The sequence below is a fragment of the Lysinibacillus sp. RU7 genome (assembly GCF_057837305.1).
Window position 1 is genome coordinate 1 of sequence record NZ_JBYQFK010000021.1, and the last position, 13,229, is coordinate 13,229.

The 13,229-nt window shown below is 36.4% G+C and carries 15 protein-coding genes; 10 read left to right on the forward strand and 5 right to left on the reverse strand.

Translation table 11 applies throughout. The features are described 5' to 3' along the window. Positions 1–971 precede the first annotated feature (971 nt). On the forward strand, positions 972–1,721 hold the full coding sequence (locus tag AC3II9_RS14955) for a hypothetical protein (RefSeq protein ID WP_489156691.1): 750 nt from the start codon (positions 972–974) through the stop codon (positions 1,719–1,721). A 9-nt stretch (positions 1,722–1,730) separates the two neighbouring features. Here AC3II9_RS14955 and AC3II9_RS14960 read toward each other — a convergent pair whose 3' ends face one another. Beyond that, positions 1,731–2,162 carry a YiaA/YiaB family inner membrane protein gene (locus tag AC3II9_RS14960; protein WP_489156693.1) on the reverse strand — a complete coding sequence of 144 codons (432 nt, stop codon included), beginning with the start codon at positions 2,160–2,162 and terminating at the stop codon, positions 1,731–1,733. A 179-nt stretch (positions 2,163–2,341) separates the two neighbouring features. Between AC3II9_RS14960 and AC3II9_RS14965 the strand changes: the two genes are divergently transcribed. Then, positions 2,342–2,998 (forward strand): hypothetical protein, encoded by a 657-nt coding sequence (locus AC3II9_RS14965; RefSeq protein ID WP_489156695.1) that lies wholly within the window; start codon positions 2,342–2,344, stop codon positions 2,996–2,998. Between the two features lie 49 nt (positions 2,999–3,047). Here AC3II9_RS14965 and AC3II9_RS14970 read toward each other — a convergent pair whose 3' ends face one another. Both AC3II9_RS14970 and AC3II9_RS14975 read right to left on the reverse strand, forming a co-directional pair. Beyond that, complete coding sequence (locus AC3II9_RS14970; protein ID WP_489156697.1) at positions 3,048–3,704, reverse strand: hypothetical protein; 657 nt, start codon at positions 3,702–3,704, stop codon at positions 3,048–3,050. A 189-nt stretch (positions 3,705–3,893) separates the two neighbouring features. Continuing rightward, positions 3,894–4,202 carry a hypothetical protein gene (locus AC3II9_RS14975; protein ID WP_489156698.1) on the reverse strand — a complete coding sequence of 103 codons (309 nt, stop codon included), beginning with the start codon at positions 4,200–4,202 and terminating at the stop codon, positions 3,894–3,896. Positions 4,203–4,358: 156 nt separating this feature from the next. Here AC3II9_RS14975 and AC3II9_RS14980 point away from each other — a divergent pair, with 156 nt between their 5' ends. From AC3II9_RS14980 to AC3II9_RS14995, 4 genes are read left to right on the forward strand one after another with little or no spacing between them, the layout of a single operon-like run. Then, a complete protein-coding gene (locus tag AC3II9_RS14980; RefSeq protein WP_489156700.1) occupies positions 4,359–4,550 on the forward strand; it encodes a hypothetical protein in 192 nt (63 codons plus the stop codon). Next, on the forward strand, positions 4,516–6,147 hold the full coding sequence (locus tag AC3II9_RS14985; RefSeq protein WP_489156702.1) for a GGDEF domain-containing response regulator: 1,632 nt from the start codon (positions 4,516–4,518) through the stop codon (positions 6,145–6,147). The genes AC3II9_RS14980 and AC3II9_RS14985 overlap by 35 nt, the downstream gene beginning before the upstream one ends. A gap of 24 nt (positions 6,148–6,171) precedes the next feature. Beyond that, positions 6,172–6,534, forward strand: a complete 363-nt coding sequence (locus tag AC3II9_RS14990) for a response regulator transcription factor (RefSeq protein ID WP_489156705.1) — start codon at positions 6,172–6,174, stop codon at positions 6,532–6,534. Then, complete coding sequence (locus AC3II9_RS14995) at positions 6,527–9,379, forward strand: ATP-binding protein (protein WP_489156707.1); 2,853 nt, start codon at positions 6,527–6,529, stop codon at positions 9,377–9,379. Before AC3II9_RS14990 ends, AC3II9_RS14995 begins: the two co-directional genes overlap by 8 nt. Before the next feature lie 92 nt (positions 9,380–9,471). Here AC3II9_RS14995 and AC3II9_RS15000 read toward each other — a convergent pair whose 3' ends face one another. Both AC3II9_RS15000 and AC3II9_RS15005 read right to left on the reverse strand, forming a co-directional pair. Next, a complete protein-coding gene (locus AC3II9_RS15000) occupies positions 9,472–10,329 on the reverse strand; it encodes a M15 family metallopeptidase (RefSeq protein WP_489156709.1) in 858 nt (285 codons plus the stop codon). Between the two features lie 75 nt (positions 10,330–10,404). After that, the gene (locus AC3II9_RS15005) at positions 10,405–11,043 is read right to left on the reverse strand and encodes an NAD(P)-dependent oxidoreductase (RefSeq protein ID WP_489156710.1); all 639 of its coding nucleotides are present in this window, start codon (positions 11,041–11,043) and stop codon (positions 10,405–10,407) included. 293 nt (positions 11,044–11,336) lie between these two features. On the opposite strand from AC3II9_RS15005, the gene AC3II9_RS15010 reads away from it, so the two are divergent. From AC3II9_RS15010 to AC3II9_RS15025, 4 genes are all read left to right on the forward strand, one after another. Then, on the forward strand, positions 11,337–11,924 hold the full coding sequence (locus AC3II9_RS15010; protein ID WP_489156712.1) for a dienelactone hydrolase family protein: 588 nt from the start codon (positions 11,337–11,339) through the stop codon (positions 11,922–11,924). A gap of 44 nt (positions 11,925–11,968) precedes the next feature. Further along, a complete protein-coding gene (locus AC3II9_RS15015) occupies positions 11,969–12,370 on the forward strand; it encodes a hypothetical protein (protein ID WP_489156714.1) in 402 nt (133 codons plus the stop codon). Positions 12,371–12,407: 37 nt separating this feature from the next. Beyond that, entirely contained in the window at positions 12,408–12,692 is a 285-nt protein-coding gene (locus AC3II9_RS15020; RefSeq protein ID WP_489156716.1) for a hypothetical protein, read from the forward strand. 206 nt (positions 12,693–12,898) lie between these two features. Continuing rightward, positions 12,899–13,216, forward strand: coding sequence for a DUF3784 domain-containing protein (locus tag AC3II9_RS15025; protein WP_489156718.1), 318 nt, complete (start codon positions 12,899–12,901; stop codon positions 13,214–13,216). Positions 13,217–13,229 lie beyond the last annotated feature (13 nt).

Consider the following 13,229-nt stretch of genomic DNA (forward strand, 5'->3'; position numbering starts at 1 on the left):
TACCTCAACTAAAGCAGTGAAAACAGGTGATGCCGTCTACTGTGGAACGGTTGAAAAAGCTTAAGTTTACAGCTATGTGGCTTCAGCCTCCTCGTCGCTCGTACCTCACTCCTACGGGGTCTTCAGCTCATGCGATTCCCGTAGGAGTCTCGCCGATTCCGCTTCAATCAACTGGCAAGTCATTTTTGATCGCGTTTTTCTAAGAAATACTCCTATAAAAGGGATTTTTTTTACTGTAAATACACTTGATTGAGTACAATAATCAGTTGTTAAAAATAAAGAGAGATGCTAATCCATTTCGGTAGAGGCTAGGCAATTATACATGCAAACGGAAAGAAAATGATTTCTTTTAAAGAAGAGAAATGTTTTTCTAGTATATCGAGAAGTATTCACTTTTTGCCGTAGCGCGCCATCGCCACAGGAGCCAAGCGCTTTACTTTGCGACGAAAGCTTAGCGTCAGGAGCAGGAACAGGAGATCCAAACAAGCCACGCCTGTTTTAGCTCCTGTGTAGGCTGTGGCAAAGCGCGGAGGCTATGATATATGTCTTTTGCTATTCAATTGGTATTTTTGGGATTTATTTTTGCTCATTCAGAGTTGAAAGCTAAATGTATAATCGGCAGGGTGCACCATTTCTACTTTAGCATTTCCCCAATCAATGTCTCCTAAGATATTTTGTGCTTTTTGCACTTGTTTCATGTCAGTAATCTCTTTGAAGTCTTCATATTTAGTTTCATTCCCAATGCGTTTTTCACTTTTATAGTTTGTTCCTCATTGCCTATTGAATCCGAGTAACTTGCAATCAAAATTGAAATAATACCAATAAAAATAATGAAGTATTTAGAATGTTTCAACGTTCCTCCCCCTTAATAGAATAAGACGTTTTTTTACTGAGAGAAGTCATGAATATTGGGCATATTAGTTAATGTAGGGTTGTGTGCAATTCGGGCATTCTATAAAAGAGGTGACACAATGGCAATTACACAAACGGCAATGTTCCCGCAGTTTAAAGATCACATTAAAGCTTTACCAATTGATTATACGGATGACATGTTACTAAATGAAACGTTTTTGTTGGACAAAGATCAGGAGAAAGGGTTGGAAATTTACTATGCGCCATTTGAATATGTGAATCAACGAGCGAAAGTCATCATTGTTGGCATCACACCCGGTTTCCATCAAATGAAACGTTCCTACTCGACGGTGATTAAAACGACAGGAACAGACGAAGAAATCTTGAAGAAAGTAAAAGAAGAATCCAGTTTTCATGGATCGATGCGAAAAAACTTAGTGGAGATGCTAGACGAGCTGAAGCTAGCTCATTATTTAGGGATTGGGACGACTGAGCAACTATTTAACGTATATCATCATTATTTGCAAAGTACATCCGTTTTACCACATGCGGTCTTTTATAAACGAAAAAATTATAACGGTGCTACACCTAAAATTAGCTCAAACGAGTTGCTACGAAAATATGTACACACTTATTTTCCAAAGAATATCGAAGGAATAGAACATGCGCTACTTATCCCATTAGGTGTTAATGTACAGGCTGTTGTAGAAGAATTGATGAGGGCAGGGCATATAAAGCCGTATCCATTATTAAGGGGATTTCCTCATCCATCAGGCGGAAACGGCCACCGCTTGAAACAATTTACAACAAACAAAGAGCAAATGGCCGAAGTGATAAAGCGATTTTTCGAAACAGTTAAATATAGATAAAATGAAGTGCTATTCAGCAGAAGATGGAGATTCTTCTATATATTCTTCTTTATACGGCTTAGTATTGGATTGGCGATCTCGAATCTCTTTTGCTAATGTAAGTGTTGTGAACGTACAGAACAGTAGCCCCATCCAATAATATCCTTTTTCTAAAAGTACCCATGTTGTGTTATAGACGGCAATCATACCGATTAAAAACGCTGCAATGAAGGAAATCCACGTTAGAAAAACAAATTCGGTCCCAGTTTTTCCTCCTTCTCGTCTATTACGTAAGACGTTTACAAGTGCAAAGGATGAATAAGTAAGCCAGCCTAAGCAAATGGTATAAAATCCACGCTCTACAAGCATCCAATCATCATTATTCCAAATACTAATTAAGACAAAGCAAAACGAAACAAGAAACCCAGCCCAACTAAGAAAGAAAAATTCTTTTTGTTGCATCATGTACACTCCTTTGTTTTACAATATGTGGCCTTTGATTATGTAGTACCTTAACGAAACTAGTAGCTTTACTTCTAAAATAATGAATGAGAGATTACCGGTTGCAGCGAATCGTGCGTTCTATTCAAATAACTAAATCCGTAATATAAGGTAACATATTCGATGAAGGGGAGTAGCGAGTGAAGAGAAGATTACTAACTACATTCGGCACGTTCATTGTGCTAATAATTGTGTTCTTCTGGCTATTTGGAAATGATGAAACCAATCAACATACAGCGTCTAATCAACTAGAAGAATATGCACCGGGGGAAGATGAACAGCTAGGGGAGCTTGCTTTTACTGCTGCAAGTGAGGTGCTAAATAGGGAAGACTTTGGCAGGCTCGTGATGTTAATGAATCCCCGAAGTCCAGAGCCGTATCTTGAAATCATCTTGGCTGATCTAGATGAAATATCAAATGAAAAGGCACGGCAATTGCAGCAACTTGTAGCAGAAGCGGTTTATGCAGAAACGAATAAGGATTTTTCGATTACGATTCGCACGGAAAGTGGCGAAGAACGGCTAGACAAAGAATGGCAACCAATTTTTTCGATCATCGGAAACGAGACAGAGAAAAAATTTGAGGCCTATCGAGGTTTTGCACATTCCTTCTCCCCAGCACCACTCGAAATTATTATTAAAACGCATTTATCCAATTCATCACAACAGCAAGCAAAGGAAATAAAAGCATTTGTCGCTGCATTAATCGAAGAACATCGGCAAGCGCTATCGGTAGAAGATATTCCTTACGAAATTATTATCCGAGACAAAGATAATCAACCATTTCACGATATATAAAGAACGTTTTCGCCATTGCTCTCCTACAAGGTGCAATGGCTTTTAAACACTAGTAAACAGCTTCATATGTTTTCACAAACTTCGCTAGCTCGTTTTTGTCCGTAATGAGCGGAATTTGCTCCTCGAATACTTGAATCGCCACATCATAAAATCCCATATAAAACTCCGCCAATTTAAAGCCCTCTTGTTGCAAAGCTTGCAATATCGAAAATGCCTTTTCTATATCATTCTCCGTAAGCTCTTGTGCGATATGAATATTTACGTCCCACCATGTATAAGCTTTATGCTTCTCTAAAGGAAGGTTCACTGGTAATGTCTCATCAAATCGTAGTCCAATCGATAGACCATCAAACCCTTTGTAATATCGTTTAATAATAGGCGAGATAAGCTGGTCTCCGTGATGAGTCCAATATTCATCACCATACATATCTTCTACTATTCCATCACTAGATGTTTCCACATAAAAGGAAACCCCTGTTGTTTTAGCTGTCGCTGTTGTAAAATAACTGCCTCCATATAGCCAGTCAAAACGAATAGAACTAAGCTCAAATTCATCCTTATACCGCTCTTCTAAATAATGATCCATATGTTGTTTCATTTCATTATGTTTCCAAGGTAGCCCATATGCTAGATAGATATAACCGACAACACTTAACATAAAAAATAGTGAAATACCGATTCCTACGATACGAGAAAACCAATGCATGGTCATTACCTCCCGCTACTAAGAACGAGCTTGAAATAATGTATTTGAATTAGCTCTCTTCATCAATATATCATCATTGCTAATAAATGTAAAAATAATTCTAATTATTCGCTCATCTCGAAAGTGAACCCATAGAGATATACATATATTTGTAATGTTTTAGTGATAAGGCATACATACCGTATAAAATTATTCAGTCGTTGCTTTATGGATTCTTTTTAAAACAACCCATAGCAAAAGTAAATAGATAGGATATAAAGTAATGACCGAAATAATATTTAATAAAAGGGGTGTAGTTCCCATATCCGCAATTTTTGCCACCGTAGAGAACCAATCAACGATAAGAAATAGGAATAATCCACTCGCTACTAATGAAATGAAGAAGCCATATCCAAGATCTTTCGATTTTTTCGTAATAATATAGCCGATTATGGTAGAAAGAATGATGGAAACTAGAACCGAGATAGGGTATAACGTTGTAATTGTTTGAATAGGCATATGCTTTTCCTCCTCTTACGATTATTTCTAAATAATTTAAGTATATGAGACGACACCCCTTAATTATTATAATGAAATAAAAAAATACAAATATTAGAAAAAGGCGTCTTTGAGTTTAATGCTAACTTCTATTTACATTATGAGGAGAATAACATTATGACACACTATGGACGTTACCTATTCCATAAAAAACAAACTACTTTTCTATATAAAGTTGAACAGAATGTTGTTTTGACTAGTTTTATTCTAGATTTATTAGTGATTCAAGTTATACTAGATAGAGTGAAGAAAATTGTAACTGGAGAGATAAATAATGGAAATGGAAAAATATCAACGAATGATTTATAAGCGTATATATGATACCTTTCAATCATGGAATAAATCAGACTTTATAAGTGAACGGGAAATCTATAGCTTTCTTCATAGTTTAAAAGGAACGGCTGGGTCAATTGGATTACATGAATTATCGAGCATGGGTAGTGAAAAGCTAGAATCTTTAACAGAAATTAGCGAAAAGCAATGGAGTAGGAAGGAATGGAAAAACTATCTTTCACCCATCATTGAAGCAATATGCTTTTATCAAACTAATTATCCTATACAACCGTTAGACAATACACTCGTACAAGTGACGAGTTATGCTGCTAATCGAGAATTTATTTTAGTAGTTGACGATGATGTTATCTTTATTTCGTATATTAAAACAGTGTTAGAGGAACAAGGATATGCTGTGATTGTGGCCCATAATGGCAAGCGGGGGTTAGAGTTAATTTACGAGTTACGACCTTCCATTGTGTTTTTAGATATTATGCTACCGGATATCAATGGTTTTTCGATTTTACAAAATATAAAAAAAATAAATAAAGATCGTATGTTTGTCGCTGTGATGAGTGTAAATGATAACAAAGAAAATCGACTACGGGCATATGAGATGGGTGCTTTAGATTTTATCGCCAAGCCAATTGATCAAGAAATATTAATTGCTTATGTAAAAAATCGCTTAGCTTATAAAAAGGAATTAGAGCATTCGATTGTCATAGATGAATTAACACAAGTGTATAATCGTAAATTTATGGATTCCCAGCTTCAAAAGTTAATTCAGCTGTCTACTCGAAACAATGAGCCCTTTTCAGCTGTGATTGCTGATTTAGATTATTTTAAAAAAGTAAACGATACATATGGACATTTAGTAGGCGATGAAGTGTTAAAAGGGTTTGCCGCGTTAGTGAAGGACGCAAAGCGTGAGCAGGATATTTTTTGTCGCTACGGTGGTGAAGAATTTGTCTTTTTAATGCCACAAACATCTGGTGAAGAGGCATATCGGGTAATGGAAAGAATTCGAACACTGATGGAACAAAAATACTTTGATGGCAACGGTACAACCTTTCAGGTGACATTTTCAGCTGGAGTAGTAGAAGCGACTGCTGCTAATTTACATCCAAAAAAGTTGCTGGAAGAGGCCGATCAGGCGCTGTATCATGCCAAGCAATCTGGAAGAAACCAGACAATCGTGTTTAATCATATGACAAAAGGCATCAAGAAGAAAGTGAACATAAAAGTGATTGTCATTGATGATGTGTCCGTCATTCGAAGTCTCATCGTCAACTACTTCAAAAATTGGGAAGTAAGTGAGCAGTATGAGATTGAAGTCATGGATTTTAGTGATGGAGTCAGCTTCTTAAATGCCGATTGGTATAAAGAAAATAGTAAATATATTATTTTACTAGATGGGATCATGCCAAAAATGGATGGTATTGAAGTCCTGAAAAAAATAAGAGAAAAACATTCATCAAGTGATGTGATCGTTTCGATGTTAACAGGTCGAAAAGGTGAAGAGTATGTCCTACAGGCGCTAGAAAACGGTGCGGATGATTATATTGTCAAACCATTTAATATAGCCGATGTATCCAATCGAATCATCAGTTTAATTAATCGCTTATTTATGTAATGTAGAACAAAAGGGGATTTAGTAATGAAAAGAATATTAGTAGTGGATGATGAAGAAATTTTGCGTATGCTTATTTGCGATACGCTGGAAGATTTAGATTGTGAAATTGATGAAGCAGAAGACGGGTTAGAGGCACTGCAGAAAATCAATCAACAAACATATGATTTAATTGTGCTAGATTATATGATGCCAAATTTAACTGGGGTCGAAGTGATAGAGCGGCTGCCTCATCATATAAAAGAAATGACGCCCATTTTAATGCTCACGGCGAAAGCGCAAGAAGCAGATCGTCAAATCGTTTTAGAAAAAGGAGTGCATTATTTTATGTCCAAGCCATTTAGCCCAGTGGAACTAATGGGGCTAGTGGAGGAGATTTTACATGTATAAAAATTTTCCGTTACTTAAAAACAATATTCGTAATCAATTCTTTAAGATGTTATTTACTTTAATTATCGTTTTTATTGTGATGGTCATTATTTTTTTCCTCTATGTGAAATCTAGCAATGAGCGTTTAACAAACGAACGAGAGGAAGTTAGTGCAAAAGCGCAAATTGTGAGTGATTTAGCAGAAAGTTACAATGGTATATTTTTCCGAGCGAGAGGGTATTATGCATTTCAAGACGAGCAAGAGCTGGAATTATTATATGACAATTTAGAAAAATTCGAATTGCTTTTAGGTGAATTTGCTCAATTTCCGCTAACAAAGGAAGAAAAAGTGATTTATGCGGAGTTAATGGAGTTTCATCAAGAGTATAAGGAAGTCATTTTACCTAAAGCAATCAGCTATGTTGAAGTAAGTGATTATAAGTCGTTAAGAGAACTTTCTAGCAGTGGTACCAATGACCTTGTCAATAAATTTGTCGCTTATACAAAAGAATATAATAAGCAAACAGAGAATGATTTAAAACAACTATTTTCAAAAACATTGAAACAAGCGCAACAAATTACATTACTATCCTTACTTTTAGGTGGATTAGTATTGCTTTTTGTCGGAATGATTATGCGAAGAGTATTGTTAAACTTAATCCAACCGATTGAAAAACTAACAGCTGCGACGAATGCGATTGCTTCTGGGCGTTTCATTGACCTCGGTAACCTTGTCCAAAAAGAAGATGAGCTAGGGATTTTAGCTAATTCATTTTATAAAATGACGCTATCTATTCAAGAAAAGGAAGAAGTGCTCACAACTCAAAATGAAGAACTAATGGCACAGCAAGACGAATTACAAGGGAACCAAGATCAATTACAGCATTCTCTTGATCAATTGCAAAAGTTCAATCAATTAAATCACGTGTTGACCTTTACATTAGATAAACAAAAACTGCTAGCAGATTTGCATAAATATTTAAATGATATTTATGCATTTGATACGAGTATTTTGTATTTAGTAGAAGGTCAGTTATATGTATCGAAAGGATTAACAAAACAATCCGCCGATTTGCTTGTAGAAAATTTTAATCAGGATAAACAAGTTCGATTAGAACAAGAAAAGTCTTTTGTGATTACCCGTGAGGTAACGCTAACATCGCAAGACATTGCACAGCAGTCTTATTTTGCATATGACCTCTATTCCTCCGTCTTAAATTCTGAAGGACGCTTAGTGGCGGTGATGATGGCTACGCGGGAAGGGCATAAGTATTCAACGCAAGAAATCGAAGAGATAAACGGTTTAATGAATCGTGTTTCGATAGCGTTCGAACGTATTTTAATGTATGAAGAAGTTGAGCGATCTCGACAATTAAATCAAAATATTATTGATACAGTCAATGAAGGCATTCAATTTGTTTCGCCTACGGGAGATGTGGTCTTAATTAATGAGGCATTGTCTCGCATCATCCGCTACCACCATAAAATGGACAATCAACATGTTGCTCAATGGCAGTGGCTCAAGCATTTTGAAGCGATTACAGATCAGCCGGAAGAATTGACGTTCTTCTTCAAAAATGCTGTTGTAGAAGACTTTGAAGATACTCGAACGATTCGCTATTCCATTTTAGAAAATACACCTGTTTTTGTGGAAGTCTATGCAACAAGTGTATATGAAGGGCAAGAAAAAATAGGTACGATGTTTGTGCATCGGGATATTACAAGAGAATATGAAGTAGACCAAATGAAGTCAGAGCTTGTGAGTACGGTTAGCCATGAGCTACGTACACCGTTATCGAGTGTTTTAGGCTTTACAGAACTTCTATTGACAAAAGAATTGAAACCTGAGCGTCAAAAAAAATATATTGAAACGATTCATAAAGAAGCCATTCGTTTAACGAATCTTATCAATGATTTTTTAGACTTACAAAGAATGGAATCAGGCAGACAACAGTATAAGATGGAGCAGCTATATATAGATGAGCTGGCGATGGACATTGTGAATCGCTTTCGTCATGAAGAGCATCATCGTGTGCATTTAGTGGATAAGGCTAAGACGGTGAACATTATGGGCGATCAAGAAAGATTAGTACAACTATTAATCAATATTATCGGGAATGCCATTAAATTCTCTCCGAATGGAGGAGATGTGGCTATTACGCTTGAGAATGTCCCAAATCGTGTGCAAATTAGCGTAAAAGATCAAGGAATCGGTATTCCACAAAATGAAATATCAAAGCTATTCCAAAAATTTAAACGTATTGATAATAGTGCAAGGCGAAAAATTGGTGGTACAGGACTAGGTCTCGCAATTTGTAAAGAAATTGTCACGCAACATGGTGGCGATATATGGATTGAATCAGAAGAAGGGCAAGGGACAACGGTTTACTTTACATTACCAGTACATCATGCAAGTCAAACACTAGAGGAAATGAACGTAGCAATTGATGAAACAGGCTTAAATGTGATGATAGTGGAAGATGATTTAAGCTTAGCCTTACTCCTATCGGAAGAATTAAAGAGTAAAGGGTTTACAGTCATTTATCACGATAATCCGAGACGAGCATTTGAAGAAGCGTTGCATACACCACTCGTTGGGATTGTCATCGATTTAATGCTAGGGGACGATATAAAAGGTTGGGATTTAGTGCAATTATTAAAAGAGACAGCGCAAACAAGTACGATTCCAATTATTATTTCTTCCGCTTTAGACGAATCAAAAGAATATGTAGAAAAGTTTAAAGTTGAAAAGTATTTTACAAAACCATATCACCCAGAAGAACTTTCTAAAATACTCGTAGCATCCGTATCTGCTAGATTAAGTAACGAAAATATAGTAATAAACCATCATCCATCGAATGTCTAGTAAAACAATAGTTGCTTTTTTTAAACACATTGGGTACATCGCCCAATGTGTTTTTCATCTAGTAAAAATAATGGTTCCTACAAACACCCATCTTACTGCATAATCGTCACAATTAGCCCACCCCTATTATCACCTGAAACCTTATACGAATGTGTCGCCGGTACGGGAATTTGTAAAGATTCTTGTAAGTCATAGTAAAGCACTTTGTAGGTGTGACCTTGCATACGGCTTGTAATGGACTTTTCCTGCTGTAAATGACTTAAATATTCCTCCAAAGTCCAATCATTTTTGGTGATGATGTCGCTATGCGGCAAGCCAACATAACGAAAATGCCAAGGCTCATGCTGGATACCCGTAATATATGATTTGTTCGGCGGATAGCGTAAAATAAAGCCGTATTGTGCTGCATGTCGTTTTAGCCAGGTTGCTTCCTCTGACCCCTCCATTTTTCCTGTCGTGGAGCCGATATCAACAGATAGACCGACATTATGTTCGCTATAACCCGCAGGCAGTGCCAAATCAGCCCCCATTGTGTCAAAAAGCTGCTGCTGTACTGCATCACTACGATAGCTACTATTCACGATAAAATTCGTGACACCATCTTGATTAGCAGCCTCCAACATGGCTGAAAAAGGTTGTAAAATTTGTGTAGCCATTTCAATCGTAGGGTCGAAAGAAAAGCTCGTCGTATTTAATGTAGATAACGCTACTAAATCGTTCGGTATTGCGCGTTCACTCATAGGATACTCACTATTCACAAGCAATAAATCGCCAAAGTGAGTAGCCTCTTCGGTCACAGTCATTTCTGAAAATCCAATATCCTCAATCGAATCTGTTGAGGTGATTTGATCTATGCCGATATAACTAAATAAAATCAATAATATGAACAGGAATAATTTCTTCATCGGTCTATCTCCTAAATGTTTTAATACGAGCATATCGTAGGACATTTAAGAAGTAGTAACGGACTTTCTGAAGATTTTCTTAAGAATGGTTTAATAATTTTTGTATACTCAGTATTTACATTAATTAGCGATAAATGGCGCTTGATGTATATAGGTTTGATCTTTCACTTGCTTGATGATAAAGGCGGCTATGTCTTGGTTTGTTATTTTACTACCTGGCATATCTGTGAGGTGTTCTTTTATGGCATCCGTTGCTTCTTCATCAACGACAAAGGGAAGCCGGATTAATGTCCATTCAATGTGTTTATGGTCGACAAGAAAATGCCATTCTTTTTGCTTATCTGCTAGCAGTTTAGATAAGAAAATTTTAAACAGTGTAGCACCTATTTTATTTAGCAAGCTCTTTCTGTCTTGTTCAATCGTGAGCGATCCGCCTGTAACACCGATATAACGTTTAATTTGTAAATCATCCATGAGAGTAAACACGTTTTTAGTTACTTTACTATAGAGAGGATTTGCTTTAACGGGCTGACCAAATGCATTAATGACGATTTGAGTACCTGCTAATAACTTTTGGAGATCTTGTAAGTTATGTACGTCGCCTTTTATAATTTTGATGCCATTTTCTATAGGAGTTAAATTGCCTGGGTTTCTCACAAGCATTTTGACTTGATAACCACTTTGTACTGCTTTTGTCGCAATATAACGACCTACTTTCCCCGTTCCGCCAATAATCGCTATTGTATTTATTTTGTCCATAAAAGCACCTCCGATAGTTTACTTAGTTATACGGATAGAATTGGTTGTTAGTTTCAATTATTTGGAATAAATTAATAGGGGAGAAATGAGATTCATGTGATGACATATTCAATAAGATTTCGCGCGAGTGCATGAATTGTACAGAATGATACGATTTTGTTAGTCGAGTTCCAAAATGAAAATGGACTTCATTTAAATGAACTGTCGCAAGTAGTACTGTACCGGAAGAGAACGATTAAATTTATAGAAGAACAATAATCGAAAGAATATATGTAAGTAATGGAGGGAATCAAATGGAAAAGGCAGTCGTACTATTACACGAGATTTATGGGGTAAATGCCCATATGCAACAGTATGCAAATGAGTTTATCGCCTTAGGTTATGATGTGTATTGTCCCAATTTACTTCAAGTAGAGCAGCCTTTCTCTTATGAAGAGGAGCACCAAGCATATGCCTACTTTATGAACCAGATTGGTTTTGAACAAGGCTTTGCAGAAGTTGAAAAAGTAATCGTTCAATTAAAAGATACATATAAAGAAATCCATATTGTCGGCTTTAGCATCGGCGCTACGATTGCGTGGCTTTGTAGTGAGCTAACAGGAGTTACATCGATAGTAGGGTATTACGGCTCACGCATTCGAAACTATTTAGCCATAAATCCACTATGTCCGGTCTTACTTATTTACGGCGAATCGGAACAATCATTTGATGTAAAAACCTTGGTGGCGCAATTAATCACGAAAAACATACAAGTGCAAACGTGTGAAGGGCATCGCGGGTTTGCTGATCGATACTCGTCACACTTTAATGAACAATCGAGTGCTCAAGCATTGTCCGTGGTGAAGGAATTTGTAGTAGGAAATGGTGTAACTCTTTCTTGATAGTTGAGTCTAATTCTTAAATGACGTAAGGGGGGATGGTTTGGATGAAGAAATGCTTGCTTATTGTGCTTATGTTCGGCTGGTTAGTAACAGCCTGTAGTGAAAAAACACAATCGTTAGAAGCTTTTTACACAGAGGAAGGAATTGAAAGTGTAGATAAAGTTGTCATCTTGGATGGCAGTACCGGCTATACAAAAACGCTAACGGATATAGTCCAAATCAACGAATTTCTAGCCTCAGTAAAAGATATCGAATTTTCCCCTCAAGACAATCAAGAAAAGCGAGTAGGATTTTTGTATGCGATTACCTTTTATGATGGAGAGGTACAATTCAACTTCTCGTTAAATCAGATTGACGATACATACTATGATACGAACCCTGATATTTATCCAATCGTTGATGAATATTATAAACGGTTGGAAATAGAGGGAAAGGGGCTTTGGTAGAGGTGTGTTATTATTGTAAACTGAAGGGAGACAAGAAATGGCATTCTATTTTGTGATGTATTGGCATTATCTCGTCATGCTTATGCTAATTATGATTTTAGCTACAGTAATTAGCTTGCTTTTTCCACGTTTACCTTCGTATATTCTACTTATCGTAAGCGGTTTAATGGGATATGGCTATTCGATACTTACCTATTTAGAAGCCGGCATGTTGTTTATTATTGTGATGAATCTTTTCGTAGCATTAGTGCCTATTTTGCTGATTAAATACCTACAGTTCTTAAAAAGAAAAGCTATTGAAATGGAGCAACAAAATATTTAGCGATAAACTTATATAGTTGCAAAACACGGTCTAGCAGTATGAATTGTTAGGCTGTTTTTCTTTGAAATTCGTTCAAAATAGGAAGGGGTTTATTCATTTATCGTTTATATATTCTGCCTTTTTCCAATTCATGTATAATAGAAATAAGTTACATGATTCTTTTTCTACATATTAAAGGTAGAGAAGAAGGAGGTCAGAGGTGTACGATGGGTGCTGCAATTATTTATATTATTATTTTAATTTTGTTTCTAATATTTGCGATTTTCTTATCGAAAGGAAAGGGAGCCTTTTTAATCGCAGGCTATAATACGTTACCAGAAAGTGAAAAAGCTAAGTATGATGAAGTGGCACTTGCCAAATTTATGGGTAAGGTAATGTACGGTTATTGCTTCAGCATCATGTTATGGGGATTGAGTGAGCTCATTAATCAGCAGTGGCTTTTTATCGTTGGGCTTGTGTTATTTATCGTATTAACGATTTTTACCATTGTATATGTCAATACGGGCAACCGGTTTAAGAAATAACGGAAGTTTTAAC

Coding starts and splice junctions, on each gene's coding strand:
- AC3II9_RS14975 (WP_489156698.1), bottom strand. CDS start 4,202: ATGCCTATTCAAACAATTACAACGTTATACCCTATCTCGGTTCTAGTT.
- AC3II9_RS14990 (WP_489156705.1), top strand. CDS start 6,172: ATGAAAAGAATATTAGTAGTGGATGATGAAGAAATTTTGCGTATGCTT.
- AC3II9_RS14985 (WP_489156702.1), top strand. CDS start 4,516: ATGGAAATGGAAAAATATCAACGAATGATTTATAAGCGTATATATGAT.
- AC3II9_RS14955 (WP_489156691.1), top strand. CDS start 972: ATGGCAATTACACAAACGGCAATGTTCCCGCAGTTTAAAGATCACATT.
- AC3II9_RS14980 (WP_489156700.1), top strand. CDS start 4,359: ATGACACACTATGGACGTTACCTATTCCATAAAAAACAAACTACTTTT.
- AC3II9_RS15020 (WP_489156716.1), top strand. CDS start 12,408: ATGGCATTCTATTTTGTGATGTATTGGCATTATCTCGTCATGCTTATG.
- AC3II9_RS15025 (WP_489156718.1), top strand. CDS start 12,899: ATGGGTGCTGCAATTATTTATATTATTATTTTAATTTTGTTTCTAATA.
- AC3II9_RS14995 (WP_489156707.1), top strand. CDS start 6,527: ATGTATAAAAATTTTCCGTTACTTAAAAACAATATTCGTAATCAATTC.
- AC3II9_RS15015 (WP_489156714.1), top strand. CDS start 11,969: ATGAAGAAATGCTTGCTTATTGTGCTTATGTTCGGCTGGTTAGTAACA.
- AC3II9_RS14960 (WP_489156693.1), bottom strand. CDS start 2,162: ATGCAACAAAAAGAATTTTTCTTTCTTAGTTGGGCTGGGTTTCTTGTT.
- AC3II9_RS15005 (WP_489156710.1), bottom strand. CDS start 11,043: ATGGACAAAATAAATACAATAGCGATTATTGGCGGAACGGGGAAAGTA.
- AC3II9_RS15000 (WP_489156709.1), bottom strand. CDS start 10,329: ATGTCCTACGATATGCTCGTATTAAAACATTTAGGAGATAGACCGATG.
- AC3II9_RS14970 (WP_489156697.1), bottom strand. CDS start 3,704: ATGCATTGGTTTTCTCGTATCGTAGGAATCGGTATTTCACTATTTTTT.
- AC3II9_RS15010 (WP_489156712.1), top strand. CDS start 11,337: ATGGAAAAGGCAGTCGTACTATTACACGAGATTTATGGGGTAAATGCC.